Here is a 23,551-nt window from a genome sequence, read left to right as displayed (position 1 = left end):
CTGGGGCGTTTAAAACAGATAAAATATTGCCGCGGCATTATACAGGCCGAAATCGGTTGCCTCCAGTGTTTTTTCGGAAAAAGTCTTGATCCTCCGGGGCAGGCATGTAGTATCGGTTAATTAACCCTCTGATTTGAAATTTGATCCTCATCACATGTCGCTACCGCCAACCGCCAATATTTTTACTGTCAGCCGCCTGAACACCACGGTGCGCCAACTGCTGGAAAATGAGATGGGCCTGGTGTGGCTCAGCGCTGAAATTTCCAATTTCACTCAGCCCGCTTCCGGTCACTGGTACTTCACTCTGAAGGACGATGGCGCGCAGGTGCGCTGTGCCATGTTCCGCAACAGCAATCGACGCGTCAGCTTTCGCCCGCAGCACGGTCAGCAGGTGCTGGTGCGCGCCAGCATCACGCTGTATGAGCCGCGCGGCGACTATCAGCTGATTATCGAAAGCATGCATCCGGCCGGTGAAGGGCTGCTGCAGCAACAGTTTGAGCAGCTGAAAGCCCGGCTGGCGGCGGAGGGCCTGTTCGACCAGCAGTTTAAACAGCCGCTGCCGGAGCCGGCGCGCCAGGTGGGTGTGATCACCTCCGCTACCGGCGCGGCATTGCACGATGTGCTGCGCGTGCTGCATCGCCGCGATCCCTCGCTGCCGGTGGTGATCTATCCGACCGCAGTGCAAGGCGTTGATGCGCCCGCCGCCATCGTGCGCGCCATCGAGCTGGCCAACCAGCGTGACGAGTGCGACGTGCTGATCGTCGGGCGCGGCGGCGGTTCACTGGAAGATCTGTGGAGCTTCAACGACGAGCGCGTGGCGCGGGCCATCTTTGCCAGCCGCCTGCCAATCGTCAGCGCCGTTGGGCATGAAACCGATGTCACTATCGCCGACTTTGTTGCCGATCTGCGCGCGCCGACGCCTTCTGCCGCTGCCGAGCTGGTGAGCCGCAACCAGATCGAGCTGCTGCGCCGTTTGCAGTCTCAGCAGCAGCGCATGGAGATGGCGATGGATTATTACGTGGCGCAGCAGCAGCGCCGCTTCACCCGGCTGCAGCATCGTTTGCAACAGCAGCATCCGCAGCTGCGCCTGGCACGCCAGCAAACCACGCTGATTCAGCTGCAGCGTCGTCTGCAGGAAGCGGCCGACCAGCGGCTGCGCCTGGCGCATCGCCAGCAGGATCGCCTGCTGCAGCGCCTGCAATCCCAGCAGCCGCAGGGACGTATTCTGCGCGCTCAGCAACAGTTACAGCAGTGGCACTACCGGCTGCAGCAGGGCATGGAAAAACAGCTCAATCACAGCCGGCAGCGTTTTGGTACGCTGGCAGCACAGCTGGAAGGCGTGAGTCCGCTGGCGACGCTGGCGCGCGGCTTTAGCGTCACCACCGATGCTCAGGGCCAGGTGGTGAAAAAGACCCGTCAGCTGCATACCGGCGATCTGCTGCGTACCCGGCTGGATGATGGCTGGGTGGAGAGTCAGGTGACGGCGTTACAACCACAGAAGACGCGCAGCCGTAAGGCGTGATAATCTTTTCAGCCGCATAAATGGTTGATAACCCCCTGTAAATCGCGCGGGCTGCAGACGCAGCGGCGCGCGATTGATAAGCGGGTCTATACTTTCTGACATACCCATCCGTCAGGGAGTCCGACATGCCTTACAGCGTTATTCCTCCGTATATTCTGCGAAATATCATCGATAACTGTTCCGGCGCACAGCAGGATTACGCGCGGCGCACCCTCACCCACGTGCAACAGCTGATGGCGGAACATCCTCACACCGCCAGCACAGCCAGCACTGCGCAGCCCGGCAGTGTTTTGCGTGCTATCTACGATGCGGGTAATACGCAAAATCTGCCCGGCACCCTGATCCGTGAGGAAGGCCAGCCCGGTAACGGTGACGTCGCCGCCGACGAAGCGTGGAACTATCTCGGCATCACCTATGATTTCTACTGGCAGATCTATCAGCGCAACTCGCTGGACAACAAAGGCCTGAAACTGGATGGCACCGTGCATTACGGCAGGGAGTACCAGAACGCCTTCTGGAATGGCCAGCAGATGGTATTTGGCGACGGCGACGGTGAGATCTTCAATCGCTTTACCATTGCCATTGATGTGGTCGCGCACGAGCTGACGCACGGCGTGACCGAAACCGAAGCCGGGCTGATTTACTTCCAGCAGGCAGGTGCGCTCAACGAATCGATGTCCGATGTGTTCGGCTCGCTGGTGAAGCAGTATCACCTTAAGCAAAGCGCCGACCAGGCCGACTGGATCATCGGCGAAGGGCTGCTGGCGGCGGGTATTAAGGGCAGTGGCCTGCGCTCGATGTCTGCGCCCGGTACCGCCTATGACGATCCGCTGCTCGGCAAAGATCCGCAGCCTGCCGATATGGATCACTATATCGACACGCGCGAAGACAACGGCGGCGTACATCTTAACTCCGGCATTCCCAATCGCGCCTTCTATCTGGCAGCGACCGCGCTGGGCGGCTTTGCCTGGGAACGGGCCGGTCAGGCATGGTACGACACGCTATGCGATAAGGAATTGCCGCAGGATGCCGACTTCAGCACCTTTGCGCGCTTTACCGTACAGCATGCCGCAAAACGTTTTGATAATACGGTGGCACAGGCGATCCAGTCCGCGTGGCACGAGGTAGGTGTAAGGTGAATATTCAGCTGACCGATGACGCCATCATTGAGCTGGCGCGTGAAGGCGGCATTGCATTTATCCCCGGCCTGCGCAGCGAGCGGCGATTTGCGCTGGCGCAGCTGCCGGAACCGCAAAAGCAGCGCGTGTGCAACGTGCTGGAGCAGGCGCTGCCGCTCGGCGAGCCGGAGGAACAGGCCGCCAGTATCGGGCGCGGCGACCAGCGCTATTTTCGCATCCAGATAAGCTACGCGACCCACCGCGAAGCCGGAACGATTGTGATTCTGATTCCGGAAAACGTTGCGCCTCCTGAACTGCAGGCGCTGTGGCGCGATGGCGAAGAATAACTTAGACAGTTCCCACAGCATCGCCGTAACTAACTGACTATACTGGATAACGTGGCTAGCTAGTCCACATCAAAGAAAATACCCTTAGATGAGGTCTCTGCTATGACACAAACCAAGCAACGAGGCGGTGCCGGGAACTTTGCAGAGGACCCGGAGCGCGCCAGGGAAGCCGGTAGCGCGGGCGGCAAAGTCAGTGGGGGCAATTTCAGGAACGATCCTGAGAGAGCCAGGGAAGCTGGAAGAAAAGGAGGTCAAAAAAGCCGTCGCCCCTCTAAGCAGAAGTAAGTAAGGATCCTTACAGGAAGGAGTACGCCACGGACGGTTAATAAAAAAGGCCGACATCATGATGTCGGCCTTTCTTTTACTGCGGCTTACTTGCTGTCGGGCAGCGCGTAAGCAATCACGTAATCACCGCGATCCGGTGACTGACGCGCACCGCCTGCGGAGATCAGGATGTACTGTTTGCCGGTTTTCGGCGAAACATAGCTGATCGGTCCGCCCTGGCTGCCCACCGGCAGACGTGCTTTCCACACTTCTTTACCGGTTGAGCTATCAAAGGCGCGCAGGTAGTAATCCTGGGTGCCGGCAATAAATACCAGACCGCCCTGCGTTGCCAGCGTACCACCCAGCGTCGGCATACCGACCGGCATCTGCGCATGCATTTTGATACCAAACGGACCGGTATCCTGCACCGTACCAACCGGCACCTGCCACACAATCTGACGGGTCTTCATGTCGATGGCCGACAGCGTACCGAACGGCGGTGCCTGGCATGGAATGCCCAGCGGCGACATGAAGCGGTTTTTGTTTACTGCGTACGGCGTGCCTTTCAGCGGTACCGCACCCATGCCGGTGTTGATGGCTTCACCGCCGTTGCTGGCAGCCGATTTGGTGGTGTCCTGCGGAATCATCTGCACCCACAGGCCGAGACGCATATCGTTAACGAACATGTACTGGTTGTTCGGATCGAACGAGATGCTGCCCCAGTTCATGCCGCCGAGCGAGCCCGGGAAGCTGAGCGAAACATCGGTGTCCGGCACCGTGAACAGGCCGTCATAACGCATGCCTTTAAAGGCAATACGGCAAGCCAGCTGGTCAAACGGCGTCGCACCCCACATGTCTGACTCGGTCAGTTTCTGATTGCCAATGTTTGGCATTTCTACCGAGTGCGGCTGAGTTTTGGTGTACTGCTCGTTCGGGATATGGCCCTGCGGCATCGGCAGCTCTTCAACTTTGGTCAAAGGCTTGCCGGTCAGGCGATCCAGCACCCAGATCATGCCGGTTTTCCCGCCGATCACTACCGCAGGTTTGGTGGTGCCGTCCTTCATCGGGAAATCCACCAGGCTCGGCTGCATTGGCAGGTCGAAGTCCCACAGGTCATTGTGGACCGTCTGATACACCCACTTCTCTTTACCGGTGGTGGCATCCAGCGCCAGCACCGACGCGCCATATTTGTGGTCCAGCGCGGTACGGTTGGCACCCCACAGGTCCACCGACGAACTGCCCATCGGCAGGAACACGGTGTTCATCGCCGGATCGTAAGAGATTGGCGCCCATGAGTTTGGCGTGCTGCGGGTGTAATCCTGACCCGGCATCAGCACGGCATTTGGATCTTCATTGCCCGGGTCAAACGCCCAGCGCATCTGGCCGGTGATGACGTCGAAGCCACGCAGAACGCCGCCAGGCATGTCTGTCTGTACGTTATCCGCAACGCGACCGCCTACCACGACCGTGGTGCCCGCCACCTGCGGCGGCGAGGTCAGCTGATATTGCGGGTCCGGCGCGCTGCCAAGACCTTGCTTCAGATCGACCACACCGTGGTTACCGAAGTTTTCACACAGTTCACCGTTATCGGCGTTGATGGCAATCAGACGCGCATCGATGGTGTTCATCAGGATGCGACGCTGGCAGCTATCGCCCGCCGCCAGCGTTACCGCTGGCACCGGCGTGGAGCCCGGCTGCGTTGGCTGCTGTACCGGTTTGGTGGCATCAAAGTACGCCAGACCACGGCAGCGGTTCCACACCTGCGCCTGCGCATTGATTTCGCGCTTCCAGATCTGCTTACCGCTGTCGGCTTCCACCGCAATCACATTGTTGTGCGGCGTACACAGATACAGGGTATTACCCACCTGCAGTGGCGTTTCCTGATCTTCTGCACCGTTACCGGTCGGGCTGATCGGCGTGTCGCCGGTATGGAACGTCCAGGCAACCTGCAAGTCTTTCACGTTGTCGCGGGTAATCTGGTCGATAGCGGCAAAACGGTCACCCTGCGGCGTACGGCCGTAGCTGCTCCAGTCCTGCTGCGGTTTGCTTTTATCTACCGGGATCAGCGGCAGCTGCTTGCCGGTGAAGGCCACAGTCGGATGCGGCTGGAACATCTGGACAAAGGTGACCACCATACCAACGGCAATCACCGCCGACAGCGCATACGAAAGCTTCGCCAGCGAGGCCTTGCCTTCACGCTTACGCAGCGCCGGCCAGGTAATAAACGCCAGCACCATCAGGCCAGCCGGCACCATCAGGCGCGACACCAGCGGCCAGAACTGCCAGCCAGCATCGTACAGCGCCCAAATCAGCGTACCGGCGAAGACCAGAATGAACAGCGTAACCGCCGAGGATTTACGGCGAAAGAACTGAATCGCCGACAGTAACATGACGATACCGGCAATGAGGAAGTACCAGCTGCCGCCCAGGGCCACCAGTTTACCGCCACCGATCGCGAAGAACAGGCCGATCGCCAGCAGGACCAGTCCGAATAACACGGACCAGATACTCAACCCTTTACCGGGACGAGCGGAATTTTCTGCCATAACACAAACTCTCCTGAAAAAATAACGCGTGGCGGCCGGAATGCGGGAGCAGCCGGTCAATGTCCTCCTGACTGAGCAGGGACAGGAAGTTATCCGTTACGCTTTATTTTATATCTGTTGGTACGGGAGCTACGCCCGTTATGCAGCGCTTGTGAGCGAGGCCGCAGGATCAATATCCGCTGGCATTCGCGACAAGGCGGGCAGGATTGTACCATCCGGTACAATTAAAAGTGAACATCCATAACGCGGTAGTTACTGGGCAATAGCATTTTTGCTACAAACGCAGCGCGAAGCGAGCAGCCAGTGCCACTTCGCGCTATCGCAAACCCTCATTCCATGACGTCTTCCGGGCGATAATGCACGCGTCTGCTGGAGATCAGGCCGTGACCGTGGGTACAGAAATAATCTATGGCACCGCACGCCTTCAGCACCTGCAGCGGCTGCTGGCAGTCGGGACAGCAGGCCAGCGCGGTGAAATGACGCTGGCAGTGCGGGCAATCGAAGCGTTGTTCGCTGTAAGTGAGCGGTTGCTGACAGTGAGGGCATGGGGTGAGCATGATGACTCCGGAATCGTGGCTGAGGATCGTGATAAACCGGATGTTACGCCAAAAAAAGAGGGCCCATTCGGGCCCTCATCATGTTTAGCGTTTGTTTTTCTTCAGATGCGATATCAGACGCTTACGCTTACGCTGCTGGGTTGGCGTCAGCAGGTTACGTTTGCCCGCATACGGGTTATCGCCCTCTTTAAACTGGATGCGAATCGGCGTTCCCATCACGTTCAGCGAGCGGCGGAAGTAGTTCATCAGGTAACGCTTGTAGGAATCCGGCAGATCCTTCACCTGATTACCGTGAATCACCACAATCGGCGGGTTATAACCACCGGCATGCGCGTATTTGAGTTTCACGCGACGGCCACGCACCAGAGGCGGCTGATGGTCGTCAGCAGCCATGTTCATGATACGCGTCAGCATGGAGGTATTTACGCGCTTGGTCGAGCAGTCGTACGCTTCGGTCACGGATTCAAACAGGTTGCCCACACCGCTGCCGTGCAGTGCCGAGATAAAGTGCACGCGCGCGAAGTCGATAAAGCCGAGACGGAAGTCCAGCGTCTCTTTCACTTCATCTTTAATCTCCTGCGACAGGCCATCCCACTTGTTGACCACAATCACCAGTGAGCGCCCACTATTCAGGATAAAGCCGAGCAGCGACAGGTCCTGATCGGAAATGCCCGCACGCGCGTCAATCACCAGCATCACCACGTTGGCATCTTCAATCGCCTGCAGCGTTTTGATGACGGAGAATTTTTCCACCGTATCAGTGATTTTGCCGCGCTTACGCACGCCCGCGGTATCAATCAGAATGTACTCGCGGTCATCACGCTCCATCGGAATGTAGATGCTGTCGCGCGTGGTGCCCGGCATGTCGTACACCACTACACGGTCTTCACCGAGGATACGGTTGGTGAGCGTTGACTTACCTACGTTCGGACGCCCGACAATCGCCAGTTTGATCGGCAGACCGGTCGGATCGAAGGCTTCTTCCTCTTCTTCCTCCAGCGCTTCACCGTTCTCTTCGGCGGCTAACGCGGCCCAGTAGGCTTCGTTTTCGTCCTCTTCGCTGACTTCCCGCGGCGCGATATCATCCATCCACGGCAGCAGCGCGGTTTCCAGCAGGCTGGTGACGCCACGACCGTGCGACGCGGCAATCGGGTGAATCTCACCCAGGCCGAGCGCGTAGAAGTCCAGCACCGCAGCATCCGGATCGAGACCATCAGTTTTGTTGGCAACGAGGAACGTCGCTTTATCGCGCGAACGCAGATGATTGGCGATCTGCTGATCCGCCGGCATGACGCCAGCACGCGCATCAACTAAAAACAGCACCACATCGGCCTCTTCAATCGCCAGCAGCGACTGCTCCGCCATGCGGTTTTCCACGCCTTCCTCGGTGCCATCAATACCGCCGGTATCGATAACAATAAATTCGCGCCCTTCCACTTCGGCGCGACCATATTTGCGATCGCGAGTCAGTCCAGGGAAATCGGCCACTAACGCATCACGTGTGCGCGTTAAGCGGTTAAACAGCGTGGATTTCCCCACATTGGGACGCCCAACCAGCGCGACCACAGGTACCATAACACTTGCCTCAGTTTTAAAAATAAATCGCCCGAATGGCGTGATTATAACGGCATTTGCCGTCAGGTTCAGGCCGCAGGCGCCAAGAATATCATGCCTGACTAAAAACAGAACGGCCCCTGACGAATCAGGAGCCGTATCAATGCGTGCGAAACGCTGCCCGTCGGGCCATCGCCTTAACGGGTGATGGCGTAGACCTCACCGCCTTTCGCCTGGATCAGCAGCTTGTCACCGGCCACGACTGGCTCGGTCTGGAAGCCCTCGCTGTCCAGTTTCTGCTGCGCCACAAAGCGGCCGTCCAGGGTGTTGATCCAGTGCACGTAGCCTTCGCTATCGGCGACCACCAGGTAACCGTTGAACAGCACCGGAGACGTCAGGTTACGGTGCAGCAGATCGCTCTGACGCCAGATCGCCACGCCGCCATCGGCGTTGAGCGCAATCACGCGGTCATCCTGATCCACCAGATAGATGCGACCGGCATCGACGATCAGATCTTTGACGCCGCCGATTTCACGCTTCCACAGAATCTGACCGGAACGCAGATCCAGCGCCGTCAGGTTACCGTTGTAGGCCAGCGCATAAACCACGCCATTGACGATCACCGGCGTGGTGTCGACATCGTTAAGACGATCAATCTCAGTTGCGCCGCTTGGCTGGGAGATACGCTGCTGCCAGATCAGCTGGCCCTGGTTCATGATCACCGCGCTGACGCGGCCGTTATCGCCGCCAACAATCGCGCCGCCGAACGCTACTGCCGGCGCCGATTCACCGCGCAGCGACAGCGCTGGCATATCCAGATTCACGCTCCATTTCACCGCGCCGCTGCTCTGATCGAGCCCCTGCAGCATACCGTTGCTGGTGTGAATCAGCACCAGACCATCGCTCACCACCGGACGCGACAGTGCTTCACCAGCCACTTTGGTCTGCCAGGCAATGCTGCCGTCGCTGCTGTTCAGGGCAAATACCTGCCCCCGCTCGCTACCGATGTAAAGGCGATCGCCATTGGCCGTGATACCGCCAGACAGCAGTGCCGAAATGTTTTTCGAGAAGAAGCCGGTCTTCTCAGAGAGGTTCACTTTCCACTTCTCTTTGCCGTTGCTGGCGTCGAGCGCTTTCACGATACCGAAGCGGTCGGCGGCATACACGGTGCCGTCCTGCCAGGCGGGATGCAGATTGGAGTAGAAATCACCCACGCCGTCACCGACCGAGGTGCTCCACGCGGTTTCCGGCGTGAACTGGTTTTCAACCTTCGGCAGCGGGGCCATTTTCACTACATCTTCTTCGCCGCTGAACAGCGAGCAACCGCTGAGCAGAGTGACTGACATCAGCCCTGGCAGCAGGTATTTACGTAATTCCATGTGCGCTCTCTTGACTGGCTTAACTTAAGTTATTCATCTTCATCTGCAGCATCTGCTTCAGCGCAGGAGAAGCCTGCGATTCCGCACCTTTGCTCCAGGCATCGCGGGCGCCCTGCTTATCGCCTTTGCTCAGCAGTGCTTCGCCACGAATGTCCGCCACAATGGCTGTCCAGCCATCACCCTTTACATTGTTCAGGGTAGTAAGGGCGGCATCGGCCTGATTTTGCTGCAGTTGAATGCGTGCCAGACGCAGGTTGATCACCGCCTGCAGATTGGCATCTTTGGTGTCTTTCAGCCCGCTCTGTAACAGCGTGATGGCTTTGTCTAACTGATTGGCGGCAACGTACTGTTTAGCCAGATCCAGCGCGGCCAGCGCACCGTAGGTGTTGTTGTTCTCGCTGGCGAAGCTGGCGACCGCTTCCAGCGTCTGCGGCTTGTCTGCCTGCATGGCGCTGGTCAGCTGCTGATACTGCGCCGACGCGGCTTTGTCCGCTCCTTCCTGATGGCTGCTCCAGAAACGCCAGCCACCCAGTGCAGCGATACCGACGATAACCCCGACCGCCAGTGCTTTGCCATTATTGGCAAAGAAGCGACGCAGCGCATCAACCTGTTCGTTTTCGTTGCTGTAAACTTCCACGCAATCCCTCTCCTTAAAATGCCTGTTGCAGTGCTGCGCTTACTGCAGCAGCGTGTGCAGCGTCGCGGCGGCGTCGCTCTGCGCCAGCGTCTGCTGATCGCCGGTGCGCAGGTCTTTAATCACCACCTGGCCCGCTTTCACTTCGTCTTCGCCCAGCACCAGCGCAATGCGTGCGCCCCACTTGTCTGCACGGGCAAACTGCTTTTTGAAGTTACCGCCGCCGAAGTTGGTCATCAGCTTCAGCGCCGGGTCGGCATCACGCAGTTTTTCCGCCAGTTGCATCGCGGCGGACTGCACGCCCTGCCCCGAAGCGATAACATAGACATCAACAATGCGCGTCGGTTCAAATTCCGGATTCACCGCCTGCACCAGCAGCACCAGACGCTCGAGCCCCATGGCAAAACCGACCGCCGGCGTCGCGCGGCCGCCCAGTTGCTCCACCAGACCATCATAGCGACCGCCGCCGCACACGGTGCCCTGCGAGCCGAGGCTGCTGGTCACCCATTCGAACACGGTGCGGTTGTAGTAGTCGAGGCCGCGTACCAGGCGCTGATTGATGCGGTATTTGATGCCGGCATCGTCGAGCAGCGCGCACAGGCCGCTGAAGTGTTCACGTGACTCCTCGTCGAGGAATTCACCCAGCGTCGGCGCGTCGTTAAGCAGCGTCTGAATATCCGGATTTTTGCTGTCCAGCACGCGCAGCGGATTGGTATACATGCGGCGTTTGCAATCTTCGTCCAGCACCTCTTTATGCTGTTCGAGGAAGGCCACCAGCGCGCTGCGGTAGTTGGCGCGCGCGTCCAGTGAACCGATGGAGTTCAGCTCCAGCTCAACGTGGTCAGCAATACCCAGCGCTTTCCACCAGCGATGGGTCAGCATGATCAGCTCGGCGTCCACGTCCGGCCCCTGCAGGCCAAACACTTCGACACCCATCTGGTGGAACTGGCGATAGCGCCCCTTCTGCGGACGCTCGTAGCGGAACATCGGACCGATGTACCACAGGCGCTGCTCCTGATTGTACAGCAGACCATGTTCGATACCGGCGCGCACGCAGCCTGCGGTGCCTTCCGGACGCAGCGTCAGGCTCTCGCCGTTGCGGTCTTCAAAGGTGTACATCTCTTTTTCAACCACGTCGGTGACTTCACCGATCGCGCGGCTGAACAGTGGGGTTTGCTCGACGATTGGCAGACGGATTTCACTGTAGCCGTAGCTGGCCAGCACCTGCTTCAGGGTGCCCTCAATACGCTGCCAGATGGCGGTATCTGCCGGCAGGTAATCGTTCATCCCGCGAATCGCTTGAATATTCTTCGCCACGTTAAAATCTCTTAATACAAAAAAACCTGTCCGGCATCATACCTTATGAGGATGAAACCGCACAGGTTCAATCACAACTGGCGTGCGCCGGGCGCACACCGTCCTTTATTTTTCCAGCTGCTGCACGTTGATGCGACGGCTCTCGTCCAGCATGGTGGCTTTTGCACGGATGCGCGCTTCCAGCTGATCGATCATGTCATTGTTGTCGAGGCGATCGCGCTGGCGCACGCCATCTTCGTAGAAACCGCTCTTCTTGTTGCCGCCGGTGACGCCGAGCGTCGAGACCGTGGCTTCGCCGGGACCGTTCACCACGCAGCCAATGATCGAGACGTCCATCGGCGTGATGATGTCTTCCAGCCGCTCTTCCAGCGCGTTCACCGTGCCAATGACGTCAAACTCCTGGCGCGAACAGGTCGGGCAGGCGATGAAGTTGATGCCGCGTGAGCGGATGCGCAGTGATTTCAGGATGTCGTAGCCGACTTTGACCTCTTCAACCGGGTCGGCGGCCAGCGAAATGCGCAGCGTATCGCCAATCCCTTCCGCCAGCAGCAGACCAAGGCCGATCGCTGATTTCACCGCTCCCGCACGCGCGCCACCGGCTTCGGTGATGCCAAGGTGCAATGGCTGATCAATGGCTTTTGCCAGCAGACGGTAAGATTCCACCGCCAGGAACACATCGGAGGCTTTGACGCTCACTTTGAACTGGTCAAAGTTGAGGCGATCGAGGTGATCAACATGACGCATCGCGGATTCGAGCAGCGCCTGCGGCGTTGGCTCACCGTATTTTTCCTGCAGATCTTTTTCCAGCGAACCGGCGTTAACGCCGATACGGATCGGAATATTGTGGTCACGGGCGCAGTCCACTACCTGGCGAATACGCTCGTTGTTACCGATGTTGCCCGGGTTAATGCGCAGGCAATCGACGCCGTACTCGGCCACTTTCAGAGCGATGCGGTAGTCAAAGTGAATGTCCGCTACCAGCGGCACGTTGACCTGCTGCTTAATCAGTTTGAAGGCTTCCGCCGCATCCATGGTAGGCACGGACACACGCACGATATCCACGCCGACGCGCTCCAGCTGACGGATCTGATTCACCGTGGCTTCGACGTCCGTGGTACGGGTGTTGGTCATTGACTGAACGGCGATAGGCGCGCCATCGCCAACCGGCACCTTGCCGACGTAAATACGTGTAGATTTGCGACGGATAATGGGTGCTTCGTTATGCATATTCTCTCTCCACAATTACCCGGAAAGCGCGCTGCGCGTTATTGCGCACCCAGCGTCAGACGGGCAACCTGGTTATTACGGATAAAACGACTTAAATCAACGGGCTGATTCTGATATTGCACGTCAACCGCACCCGGAGCGCCAATTTTCAGACGATACGGAGCGGTGCCGGACAGGCTGAGTTTACCGCCGCTACGTTGCAATCCGCTGAACAGCTTCTTACCGGTCGCATCGGTGACTTCCAGCCAACAGTCAGCTTTGAAGTTCATCACCACTGCGTTAGGATCGCCCGCGGGCTGGCTGACGGCAGCGGTACCGGTTGGCATTGAGCCTGCCGGCACGCTGTTGGCCGGCGCCGGTGAGGTGGCCGCTGGCGGTGCGTTGTCAATCGGCGCCTGGCTCGGAGACACCACCGCGTTGTCGCTGCTGGTTGCCGTGTTGCTGCTGGTCGCTGCTGGCGCACTGCTGGTACTGCCAGCGTTGTCTGGCGTGCTGACCGCACCGGCACCGGTGTCGATCGGCGTACCGGCCGCGTTAGTATCGCTGTCGGTAGTGCTGTCCGTGCTGTTGTCACCCAGCGGAATCGACTGGCTGTTGTCGCTGCTGCTGCCGTTCTGGTCAGCCATCGACACCAGATCCGCCTGCGAGGCTTTATGGTTCTGCCACCACCAGGCGCCGGTCAGGCCGACCACCACGAAAATCACCAGCCAGGTGAAGATCATCAACCAGCCGTCACGCTTTTTACGACGCTTACCCAGTGAGAAGCTCTGCATCGGCTCAATTTTCGCCGCACGCACCGGAGCCTGCTTCGCCATCATCGGCAGCAGGTCATCTTCAGGTACATGCACCAGACGCGCATAAGAGCGAATATAGCCGCGCAGGAAGGTCGAGGCCAAATCCGCCGGGGATTTATCCTCTTCAATATCACGCACGGTAGAAAGTTTCAGGCACAGGCGCTCAGCGACGTTTTGCTGGGTCAGCCCCATCTGCTCACGGGCCAGACGCAGGCGTTCACCTGTGGAATGTACTGCAGAATTCTCTTGAGTGGCTTCAGTATTCATTAGCTAAATAACGCTGGTACTGTATCGATTGTGGAAAACTTCGCGCCAACCGGTCGCCATAACGTGTAACGTCAGCAGCGTTTCCCTGTTGCGCGGCGAAACGTATCTGTAACCCCAGACTCTCTGCCGTTGCCGGCAAATGCTGATGGTAAACTTCTAAAAGCAGCGGCACTGAAGCCCACTGCTGCTGTTCAAGCCGTCGTTCCACTTCCGTCAGCAGCATACTGCCCTGCTCCGGTGCGGCATCCAGCGCGAGATCGAACTGCTGGCGCGCGGCGCGATCCTCTCCCGCCTGCAGGTAACAATAGCCCGAAAACAGCAGGGCATCCTGAGCGGCGTCGCTGTGCTGCGCTTCAGTTGCCAGCTTAAACTGTTGATGCGCTTCGTCATACTGCCTCAAACCGCAGAGAAACGCACCGTAATTGTTAGCCACATAACCATTCAGCGGCGCTAACTGCTGCGCGCGCTGGTAGTAATGGCGCGTCCGGGCGTTATTCTGCTGTGCCTGCGCGACGCGCGCAAGCGCCAGCGGCACCCGGTAATCGCGCGGCGCGGCCTGCTGCGCGCGCAGCAAATTGCGCTGCGCCGCGGCATAATCCTTCACCGACAAATAGTGCAATCCCAGCTGCAGCCGGATATCGGCCGCTCCGTGCCGCGCCGGTGCTTCGACACACCCGGTTACAACAAAGCCGGCCAGCAGCGCGGCGGGTAATCCTTTACGCATCTCAGTCTCTCCCTGTCAGTTCAGCGCAGAGACTGCCATGCCTGACGCCCGATGCGTAGCAGCGGGCGCGATCTTTCAGAGCGCCTTCACAGAGATGGCTTCACCGGCCATTTTTTTACGCAGCGTACGCTTGGTGCGGTCGATAACATCGCCGGCCAGCTGACCACAGGCGGCATCAATGTCGTCGCCGCGCGTTTTACGCACGATGGTAGTGAAACCGTACTCCATCAGCACTTTGGAGAAGCGGTCAATACGGCTGTTCGAGCTGCGGCCATACGGCGCGCCCGGGAAGGGGTTCCACGGAATCAGGTTGATCTTGCACGGCGTCTCTTTCAGCAGCGCCGCCAGCTCATGCGCATGTTCGGTGCTGTCGTTGACGTGATCCAGCATCACGTACTCAATCGTCACGCGGCCCTGATTAGCGTTGGATTTGCCAATGTAGCGCTTCACCGCCGCCAGGAAGGCTTCGATGTTGTACTTTTTGTTGATTGGCACGATGTCATCGCGGATGGTGTCATTCGGTGCGTGCAGCGAAATCGCCAGCGCCACGTCGATCATATCGCCGAGCTTGTCCAGCGCCGGCACTACGCCCGAGGTCGACAGCGTCACGCGACGTTTGGAGAGGCCGAAACCGAAGTCATCCAGCATGATCTCCATCGCCGGCACCACGTTGGTAAGGTTGAGCAGCGGCTCGCCCATGCCCATCATGACCACGTTGGTGATCGGACGCTGGCCGGTCACTTTAGCGGCACCGATAATTTTTGCCGCGCGCCATACCTGACCGATGATTTCAGACACGCGCAGGTTACGGTTAAAGCCCTGCTGCGCGGTCGAACAGAATTTACACTCCAGCGCACAGCCTACCTGCGAGGAGACGCACAGCGTGGCGCGGTCGGCTTCCGGGATATACACGGTTTCCACCAGCTGATCGCCGACGCGAATCGCCCACTTAATGGTGCCATCGCTGGAGCGCATCTCTTCCGCCACTTCCGGCGCACGAATTTCAGCGCGCTGCATCAGCTTGCCACGCAGCACTTTATTGATGTCTGTCATCTGCTCGAAATCATCGCAGCAGTAGTGGTACATCCACTTCATGACCTGATCGGCACGGAACGGTTTTTCGCCCATCTCAACAAAGAATTCGCGCATCTGCTGACGGTTAAGATCCAGCAGGTTAATTTTTTCGTTTTTCGGGGAAACAACCACGGGGGAAGCGGACGATGGCGTCACAATCTGTTCGGACATAATGTTCTCTGGCCTCGTTGTTACACGTTACGGCTCTGGTTAAGAATAGGAAAAAAACAGCGCCCTCGCTGAGCCAGGCTCAACAAGGGCGCATAATTGTACTACATCTGCTGCGTGATGCCAGGGGAACGTCTTAGCCACCGGTTACAAGGTGTAAAGACGCCTGTCCGCATCCGCTACCGCGCACTTAGCGGGTACGTGGGCAGACTTCGTTTTCTGCGAAGAAGTAAGCGATTTCGCGTGCCGCAGATTCTGCAGAGTCAGAACCGTGGGTGGCGTTTTCGGTGAAGCTGTCTGCGTAGTCAGCACGCAGCGTACCGGCCAGCGCGTTGTCCGGGTTAGTTGCACCCATCAGATCGCGGTGACGCTGGATAGCGTTTTCGCCTTCCAGAACAGATACCACAACCGGGCCAGAAGTCATGAACTCAACCAGACCATCAAAGAACGGACGACCTTTGTGCTCCGCGTAGAAGCCTTCAGCCTGCTCTTTGGTCAGGTGCAGCATTTTCGCACCAACGATTTTAAAGCCAGCGCTTTCGAAACGGTTGTAGATAGCACCAATCACGTTCTTAGCGACGGCGTTTGGTTTGATGATGGAGAAAGTGCGTTCGATTGCCATGATTACCTCTGATTAGCATCCTGAAGAAACCGGGAACCCGCTCCCGGTAAGAAAACGCGCCGATTATAGGGAGATCGGCGCGCCTTGCCTATGAGTGAAGAGAGGAATTATTGAAAATAATTGATTTCTGTCGGGGCAAACACGCAAAAAATATGCCATAGCGCTGCGTTTAGCCACGCGTGAAGGACACCGAAGCCAGCTGCCCGGCCTCATCCATCACCACCAGCTGATAACGACCGGGCTCGCGCAGCACCAGCGAGGCGCTGTTTTTTCCCGCAGCAAGCTCCACCGGCTGCCCGTTTAAAAACCACCAGCGCTGCGTACCCTGCCCGCCCTGCACCGCCACCGGCAGCAGCAATACGACCTTACCGGGCAGCGGCTGCACGCGCTGGCCATTGATCACGCCGGTCACCAGCAGCGGCGCGCTGTCCCCCTGATTCAGCGGCGGACAGGTCGCATCCACTGGCGGCAGGCGCTGCGCCCGCCGTTCGCCCGGTGGCAGCCATGGCTCGAGCGGCAGCGGCCACATCACGCGTTCCCGGCTTTGCGCATCCGGACAATCCGCCGCCACGCGCAGCCCTTTGCTGTTTTGCCAGAAGCGCTGGCGTAAGCCATTGACGCCCTCCTGCCCCGGCGCCAGCAGCGTTGGCGGCACGGTCTGATTCAGCACCCAGCTGTAACGCCGCTGCCGGCAGTTCTCGTCGCCGGCGGGCAACGGCTGGCCGCCGGGCCAGCAGATACTGACGGCGCTGACCGTCGCCGGGCGCGGATCGCCGGGCACGCCGCGCGCCGGCAGGTGTCCCGCCAGCAGGTGATTAACCTGCTGCATCACCGGCACCGCCGACGCGTAACCGAACTGGCCGGCAACCGGTGTGGCATCCGGCCTGCCCACCCAGACGCCAATCAGATAGCGTGGCGTGATACCAACGCTCCAGGCGTCGCGATAGCCGTAGCTGGTGCCGGTTTTCCACGCCAGCGGCACGATATCGGCGACCGCCCCGCTGGCGGCAGGCTGCGCCTCACCGGCGAGGATGCGGCGTACAATCCACGCCGCGCCGGGCGACAGTAACGGGCGCTGCATCAGCGGCTGCTGTGGCAGCCAGCGCAGCTGCGCAGCATTACCGTGGCGGGCAAAGGCGCTGTAGGCGGCGACAATGTCGTCCAGCCGCGCGCCGGTGCCGCCCAGCACCAGCGACAGATTCGGTTCACCGCCCGCCGGAAAACGCAGATTCAGGCCGACGTTGCGCAGCCGCGCGGCGACGTTTTTCGCTCCAAGTGCCTCCAGCAGCTGCACCGCCGGCAGATTGAGCGAACGCTGCAGCGCTTCGCTGGCGCTGACCGGACCGTGAAAGCCGCTGTCGAAATTGCCGGGACGATAGTCGCCAAAGCGGCGTGGCACATCCTGCAGCAGCGATTCGCCATGAATCAGGCCATCATCCAGCGCCATGCCGTAGACAAACGGCTTGAGCAGCGATCCCGGCGAACGCACGCTGGCAATCATATCCACATGGCCAAAGCGGCTGTCGTCATTGAAAGACACCGAGCCGACGTAGCCGCGCACCTTCATGCTGCTGTGGTCGATAACCAGCAGTGCCAGCGAGGTGCGCGGCGGCAGCCGGGTTTGCAGCGACGCAGCGAGGTTCTCCAGTTCGCGTTGCAGCGACACATCCAGCGTGGAGGTAATTTTGCTGTCGGGCGACAGCGACAGCAGCCGGCGCGCCAGCAGCGGTGCCAGCTGCGGCAGCTGGCGCGGCGGCAGCCATACCGGCTCCTGTTTGATTTCGGCGACGGTCTGCGCCGGCCACACCTGATACTGCGCCAGGCGATCCAGCACTTTATTGCGGGCAGCTTCAGCGCGCTGCGGCCAGCGGTCCGGGCGCAAACGGCTGGGTGCCTGCGGCAGCACCGCCAGCAGCGCCGCCTCGCCGCGGGTAAGCTGCGACGCCGGTTTGCCCAGCCACATCCAGCTGGCAGCGCCGACGCCCTCAACCGTGCCACCAAACGGGGCGCGGTTGAGATACAGCGTGAGGATCTCGCGCTTCGATAGATGCCACTCCAGCTGCAGCGCACGCCACGCCTGCACCAGTTTGCCACGCAGGGTACGCGGCTGCGGATCAATCAGCCGCGCCACCTGCATGGTCAGCGTGCTGCCGCCAGAGACAATGCCGTGCTGCAGCAGGTTTTGCCCGACGGCGCGCACTATCGCCAGCGGGTTAATGCCGGGATGGTGCCAGAACCAGCGGTCTTCGTAGGCCAGCAGCGCCTCGATATAGGCCGGTGACACCTCATCCAGCGTCACCGGATAGCGCCACACACCCTGTCGATCGGCAAAGCGCCACAGCGGCGTGCCATCTTCCGCCACCACCACCCGCGCCGGCTGTAACTGGCGCAACGGCAGCGGATCGAGCCGGTCCAGCAGCCATACTGCGCCCATCAGCAGCAGTAGCAGCAGCGCCAGCCCGCACAGGCGTCGGTGGCGCTGCGTCACGGGCGCTTAACGCACATGAAGTTTTTCCGGCGTGGTGCCGATGGCGCGCCACGCGGGCACATACATCGACTCCACCTGCGGTGGCGGCAGACGATAACTGCCCGGCGTCACTGCGCGCGCCAGATACAGCAGCGTGCCGGGCGTGTAGCCATCCAGCGCCAGCGCGGCGACAAAGCGGTCGTCGCGGAACTCAAGATGTTTAATGTTGGCCTGCTGCATGTCCATCATGCTCTCTTTCAGCGCATCGGCACTGTCGCCCAGGCTGGCGCTGCTGTCGCTCAGGTTTTGATTTTCCAGCTCCAGCCCGGCCGGCAGCAGATCCACCACCAGCGCATCGCTGACGCGCTGACTGGCACCCACCTTCAGCCGCACCACCAGCAGCTCACCGCTCTTAAGGTTATTGAGATCAGCCGGTTTGCCGTCCAGCGTGAAGTATTCGCGACTGATGCTGAGCACATTGCTGACCGGTGACGGCGCGGTGCGCGGATAGCCGACCACATTGAGCGTACCGTACAGCGGCGACGGCGTGTCGCTGGTCACCGTCAGGCCCTGCTGCAACTGCTGCGCGCTCAGCCCGAGACTCAGCGGTCGATCGCTGCGCAGCGACTGGTCCTGCAGTGTGGCCTGCCAGGCTTCACCCGGATGCTGCTGCAGCGTCCGCGCGGCAAGGAACAGCGCATTGTTCTCCTGCGTAGAGAACCAGCGCTGCCCGTGCAGCGTTTGCGCCAGTTCAATCAGCAATGGCCCCTGCTGCTCCGGCAGCAGCTGATTTTCCGTCAGCAGCGCCAGGGTCAGCGCGCGGTCACGCAACGGACTGCCGTAATCGCCCAGCCACATGTCAGGCTGGCGTTGCAGCGCGATGCCCTGCATCAGCGCCAGCTGCGCGCGCTGCGTATCGCCCATCTGCTGCAGCGCTACGCCAAGCTGCACCAGCGCCAGTCCGGACTTCGCCTGGGCGCGTTGGTCATACAGCGCCCGCAGCGCGCCGAGCGGCGCCTGCTGCTGACGCGCCAGCACCAGCCCTGCGTAGGCCTGCACGCTAAAACGCAGCGCATCGGTATCGCTACTCCAGCTGGTTTCGATTTGCGCCGGATCCTGCAAATAACGCAGCAGGCGCTGGTCGGCGCGATTAATCACGCCCTCCGGCACGCTGTAGCCCGCTTCGCTGGCGCGCAGCAGGAAGTCAGTGACGTAAGCGGTGAGCCAGAACTCCTCGCTGCTCTCTTTGCTCCACAGGCCAAAGCTGCCGTTACCGCGCTGCATGCCGGCCAGGCGCGCAATGCCGGTGTCGATTGCCACGCGGCGCGCCTCATCGCTGCTGGTTTTGATGCCCATCGCGCTGAGCTGGGCGTGATTGGTGAAAAGTGAAGGCCAGATACCGCTGGCGGTCTGCTCCAGACAGCCATAGGGATAAGCGTAAAGCTGGCTGATGTAGCTGGCGATATTCAGCGGCGGCTGAGAACTCAGCGACAGCTGGCCGCTCAGCGTGCCAGCCTGCAGGCCGTTGAACGCGCTTGCCATCACCTGCCAGCGCTGCCCGCTGTTCATTACGTTATCGAAACTCAGGGTTTGCGCCGGATAAGCCGGACGCACGCCAATCTTCCAGTGGCGCACGCTCGGTGCCAGCGTCTCGTTCGGCAGGCTCAGCCCCGAAACGGTCACCTGCACGTCGCCCTCACCAAAACCGTCCTGCGCTTTAATCGGAATCGCCAGCGTGGTACGCGCCCCTTTCGCCAGCTGCACCCTGGCCGGGATTTGGCCGTTGAGTGCAATCAAGCCGCTGGCGTTAACCGCGACGTTCAACGTTTGAGGTTGATCGGTGAGGTTGGTCAAATCCAGCGCCAGTGTTGATTGATCGCCGCTGGCAAGAAAGCGCGGCGTCGCCAGTTCGCTTACCAGCGGTGCGGCGACCACCATTTTACGATCCGCCGCGCCGAAACTGTCTTCGCTCCACACCTGCGCCATCAGCCGCAGCTCGCCGTTGAAGGCCGGTACCGGCAGTTCCAGCGTGCCCTCGCCGCTGGCATCCAGCGTCACCGGCTGCAGCTGCTGCGCCACAATCTGCGCCTCGGTGACCGGCTTTTTACCGCCGCGTGACAGTGCATCGGCATCATCCCCGTCACCGCCAAAACGCAGCGCCGCCAGTTTGCCACCGCCCTCAATCAACTGTCCGAACACGTCATACTGATCGGCGTTGTAGCGCTTGCGGCCAAAGAAGCCGTTCCACGGATCGGGGGTGGCATAGTCGGTTATGCTCAGCACGCCGCTGTCAACCGCCGACAGCAACACCTGCACCTGCTGCGGCAGCGCACCGCCTTCGCGGCGTGCTTTAACCTTGACTTGCACGGTTTGTTCCGGCCGAATCCTGTCCGGTGCCTCAAGCGCCAGCGTCAGGCGGCGCGCGGCGGTTGCCATTGGCAGATGCAACAAGCCGACCGCGCGTTTTGGCGTGGTGCCGTTCGCTTTGTCGCCGTTGCGCACCACAATCGCGCTGAGATACAGATCGTGGCGTTTCCACTCCGCACTGACTGGCACATCAATGGTTGCGCCGCCCGCCGGCACATCCAGCGGTTGCCACCACAAGGTGCCGCTGCTCGACTCCACCAGCAGATAGCCTTTGCCGGCCGCCGGGGATTCCACCGTGACACGCGCGGTGTCGCCGGGTTGATAGGCGGCTTTGTCGATCTTCAGTTTGACCTGATCCGGACGCAGCGCGCCGGTGCCGTTGGTGTTGTCCTGCCACCAGTAACCAGCCTGGAAACGCACGCTGCTGACGATGTTGTCACCGGCATGCACTTCAAGACGATAGGTGCCCCACTCTACCGGGAAGCTGACTTTCTGGCTGCCGCCCGCCGCAATGCTGATGCGCTGCTGCTCTTCCTGCAGATCTTTTTCATCGTAACGTGACTGCCAGCCTTCGCTGTCGGAGAAGCTCCAGAAGTAGTCGCGACGTTCGTGGATCAAACGCACATCAAGATCCTGCGCCGCCAGCTTTTCGCCCTGCGCATTGGCGTATACCACGTCAAATTCGGCGAGGCTGTTTTCCGGTACGGTTGGCTCGTCGTTATAACGATCGGTGCGATAGTCGTACACCGATTCGCTGTTAAACAACGGACGAATGCCCGGCAGTGCGGCCGCAGGCCAGATCGCTTGCGTGGCACGCCGCGTTACCGGACGACCGCCGGTCTCCAGCAGGCTGGCCTGCAAAATCAGGTTGAGCGGAGAGTGGCTCTCCGCCCAGCTGCTTTCGACCTTAAGCTGCAGCCTGCCGCTGTCGTCCAGCTTTTCATCCACATCATCAAGGCTACGTTTCAGTTCCTCAGTGATGTCGCCAAACTGATAACCTGGCAACGCAGCGACCGCTTCACGCGCCGGACGCAGGAACAGCTGGCCTTGAAGTTCGTTGCCTGCCGCTGGCGCACCATACAAATAGCGACCTTCAACATCAAAGGTGACGTCGGCATCTGGCGACAGTGGCTGAGTGTTGCTTTTAAGCGACAGCGCCATCCGTTCGGGCAGGAAATCTTCTACATTGAACGGCCAGCTGCGCGGCTGGTTGTCGCCGCTGTTAATACGCAGCGTCCATTTACCGGTCATCGCCGAGGCCGGTAAGGCAAAACGTTGTTGATAAACGCCGTTCTCTGGCTGCCAGACGAAGGTTTGTGCCACTTCACCATTCGGCTGCACCACTTCAGCTTTCACCGGCTGCGGCGGCAGTGGTTTGCCATCGGCATCGCGCAGCAGCGCATTAACGATGACCGTTTCGCCAGGGCGATAGAGATCGCGCGGGCCAAAAATGAAGAACTGTTTGTCGTAGCCTTGCGGGCCATCAATCGGGAATTCGGCCAGATCCAGGGCCGGGCGATTAAGGTCGATGAGCGAAGTCTGGCCTTTACTGGTCGCCAGCAGCAGCTTGCCTTTGGCGTTAGCCGCTAAACGCAGATGACCCTCGCTGTCGCTGCTGCCGCTCGCCAGCTGTTGGCCTTTTTCATCCAGTAGCTGCACGCTGACATCCGCCAGCGGATCGCCACTGGCGAGGCTTTGTGTAAACAGTTCCAGCTGGGTGGGAAAACGGTGCAGCGACAGACCAATGTCGCTCAGGGTGAACAGTGTCGCCGGTTGCGTGTAGTTGTAGGTGCCGGCCTGTTTCATCACCGCCAGATAGACACCCGGCTGTTTCAGCGCCGCGACGTCGCCGAGCGGCAGCTGCATTTTTTCCCGCGTATTGCGTGCCGGGTTGAGATCGAAGCGGCCGCTGTAAACCAGATCGGCGTTTTTCAGCAGATCGCGCGATTCCCAGTACGACAAATTGTTGCCGTAATTCCACTGGGCGAGAAAATCTGCCAGCGAGGCATTTTTCACCCGGAAGAAATCAACATCGATCTGGTTAACGTTGAGCGCCAGTACCGGCAGTCCCTGCGCCAGGCGCAGCGGCAGCAGCGAGCCACGACTGGCGAAACCGACCATCGGCTGGATGTCGCGCGTGGTGAGTGTCTGGCTGAATGGGCTGGCTAAGGCACCACCATCCGCGGCCTTCAGGCCGGCATTGACAGTGACGGTGAGCTTGCGCGCCGGCTGCGGATGGCGGAAGCGCAGCACTTTGCCGTTCTGCGCCAGCTCCCAGCCTCCGTCGACCTTGCCGCTGCTGTCGTCGGTGAGGCTGATCCAGTGGTTGAAATCCTGCTGACCGTCGAGCGCGCGGTTAAAGGTCAGTACCAGCGCCGCCGCGCCGTCCAGCTGCAGCTCGGAAAGGTCGATCACCGCGAGAGCGCGTGTCGCGGCCTGCGGCGCAGGCGTATCAGCCGCCTGCAACGACGGCTGCGCGCCGCCCAGTAATGCGCCGCCGATCAGCACGCTGAACAGCAGTCGTTTTACACATCTTGCCATGGTAATTCCCTCACCAGCCCCAAAAGGTTAAACGTGTTGTGCTGCGCAATTTCACATCAAGC

At 60.0% G+C, this 23,551-nt stretch carries 17 protein-coding genes; 4 read left to right on the top strand and 13 right to left on the bottom strand.

Features of this window, described 5'->3' with window-relative positions; translation table 11 throughout:
* Window positions 1-154: 154 nt before the first annotated feature.
* The 4 genes from xseA (at window position 155) to ABVR31_RS05420 (ending at window position 3,272) form a co-directional block, all read left to right on the top strand.
* A complete protein-coding gene (gene xseA / locus ABVR31_RS05435; RefSeq protein WP_058770878.1) occupies window positions 155-1,522 on the top strand; it encodes an exodeoxyribonuclease VII large subunit in 1,368 nt (455 codons plus the stop codon).
* 125 nt (window positions 1,523-1,647) lie between these two features.
* Window positions 1,648-2,661 (top strand): M4 family metallopeptidase, encoded by a 1,014-nt coding sequence (locus tag ABVR31_RS05430; RefSeq protein ID WP_372772022.1) that lies wholly within the window; start codon window positions 1,648-1,650, stop codon window positions 2,659-2,661.
* Entirely contained in the window at window positions 2,658-2,987 is a 330-nt protein-coding gene (locus ABVR31_RS05425; protein WP_021314501.1) for a protealysin inhibitor emfourin, read from the top strand. The genes ABVR31_RS05430 and ABVR31_RS05425 overlap by 4 nt, the downstream gene beginning before the upstream one ends.
* 102 nt (window positions 2,988-3,089) lie before the next feature.
* Window positions 3,090-3,272 carry a general stress protein gene (locus ABVR31_RS05420; protein ID WP_071813581.1) on the top strand — a complete coding sequence of 61 codons (183 nt, stop codon included), beginning with the start codon at window positions 3,090-3,092 and terminating at the stop codon, window positions 3,270-3,272.
* A gap of 86 nt (window positions 3,273-3,358) precedes the next feature.
* Here ABVR31_RS05420 and ABVR31_RS05415 read toward each other — a convergent pair whose 3' ends face one another.
* From ABVR31_RS05415 to ABVR31_RS05355, 13 genes are all read right to left on the bottom strand, one after another.
* Window positions 3,359-5,797, bottom strand: a complete 2,439-nt coding sequence (locus ABVR31_RS05415) for a glucose/quinate/shikimate family membrane-bound PQQ-dependent dehydrogenase (RefSeq protein WP_372772020.1) — start codon at window positions 5,795-5,797, stop codon at window positions 3,359-3,361.
* A gap of 329 nt (window positions 5,798-6,126) precedes the next feature.
* On the bottom strand, window positions 6,127-6,354 hold the full coding sequence (locus ABVR31_RS05410) for a zinc ribbon domain-containing protein (RefSeq protein ID WP_058758301.1): 228 nt from the start codon (window positions 6,352-6,354) through the stop codon (window positions 6,127-6,129).
* An 84-nt stretch (window positions 6,355-6,438) separates the two neighbouring features.
* Window positions 6,439-7,929: a ribosome biogenesis GTPase Der gene (gene der / locus ABVR31_RS05405; protein ID WP_021506563.1), complete on the bottom strand. Its 1,491-nt coding sequence runs from the start codon at window positions 7,927-7,929 to the stop codon at window positions 6,439-6,441.
* Between the two features lie 176 nt (window positions 7,930-8,105).
* Window positions 8,106-9,287, bottom strand: coding sequence for an outer membrane protein assembly factor BamB (gene bamB, locus ABVR31_RS05400; RefSeq protein WP_372772018.1), 1,182 nt, complete (start codon window positions 9,285-9,287; stop codon window positions 8,106-8,108).
* A 19-nt stretch (window positions 9,288-9,306) separates the two neighbouring features.
* On the bottom strand, window positions 9,307-9,924 hold the full coding sequence (locus ABVR31_RS05395) for a YfgM family protein (protein WP_021506561.1): 618 nt from the start codon (window positions 9,922-9,924) through the stop codon (window positions 9,307-9,309).
* A 39-nt stretch (window positions 9,925-9,963) separates the two neighbouring features.
* A complete protein-coding gene (hisS, locus tag ABVR31_RS05390) occupies window positions 9,964-11,238 on the bottom strand; it encodes a histidine--tRNA ligase (RefSeq protein WP_031279395.1) in 1,275 nt (424 codons plus the stop codon).
* A 105-nt stretch (window positions 11,239-11,343) separates the two neighbouring features.
* A complete protein-coding gene (gene ispG / locus ABVR31_RS05385; protein WP_021506559.1) occupies window positions 11,344-12,465 on the bottom strand; it encodes a flavodoxin-dependent (E)-4-hydroxy-3-methylbut-2-enyl-diphosphate synthase in 1,122 nt (373 codons plus the stop codon).
* Between the two features lie 38 nt (window positions 12,466-12,503).
* On the bottom strand, window positions 12,504-13,526 hold the full coding sequence (rodZ, locus tag ABVR31_RS05380; protein ID WP_150058768.1) for a cytoskeleton protein RodZ: 1,023 nt from the start codon (window positions 13,524-13,526) through the stop codon (window positions 12,504-12,506).
* Window positions 13,516-14,250 carry a type IV pilus biogenesis/stability protein PilW gene (gene pilW, locus ABVR31_RS05375; RefSeq protein WP_372772014.1) on the bottom strand — a complete coding sequence of 245 codons (735 nt, stop codon included), beginning with the start codon at window positions 14,248-14,250 and terminating at the stop codon, window positions 13,516-13,518. Before pilW ends, rodZ begins: the two co-directional genes overlap by 11 nt.
* Window positions 14,251-14,325: 75 nt before the next feature.
* A complete protein-coding gene (locus ABVR31_RS05370; RefSeq protein ID WP_021506556.1) occupies window positions 14,326-15,495 on the bottom strand; it encodes a bifunctional tRNA (adenosine(37)-C2)-methyltransferase TrmG/ribosomal RNA large subunit methyltransferase RlmN in 1,170 nt (389 codons plus the stop codon).
* A 187-nt stretch (window positions 15,496-15,682) separates the two neighbouring features.
* Window positions 15,683-16,114 carry a nucleoside-diphosphate kinase gene (ndk, locus tag ABVR31_RS05365; RefSeq protein ID WP_021506555.1) on the bottom strand — a complete coding sequence of 144 codons (432 nt, stop codon included), beginning with the start codon at window positions 16,112-16,114 and terminating at the stop codon, window positions 15,683-15,685.
* Window positions 16,115-16,283: 169 nt separating this feature from the next.
* Entirely contained in the window at window positions 16,284-18,602 is a 2,319-nt protein-coding gene (gene pbpC / locus ABVR31_RS05360; protein ID WP_372772012.1) for a peptidoglycan glycosyltransferase PbpC, read from the bottom strand.
* 6 nt (window positions 18,603-18,608) lie between these two features.
* Window positions 18,609-23,489, bottom strand: a complete 4,881-nt coding sequence (locus ABVR31_RS05355) for an alpha-2-macroglobulin (protein ID WP_372772010.1) — start codon at window positions 23,487-23,489, stop codon at window positions 18,609-18,611.
* Window positions 23,490-23,551: the final 62 nt, after the last annotated feature.

Origin of the sequence: Pantoea sp. WEP (assembly GCF_041678305.1) — a bacterium.
GTDB lineage: Bacteria > Pseudomonadota > Gammaproteobacteria > Enterobacterales > Enterobacteriaceae > Pantoea > Pantoea dispersa.
The sequence above is the reverse complement of the archived record's forward strand: the minus strand, read 5'-3'. Positions and strand labels throughout refer to the sequence as shown.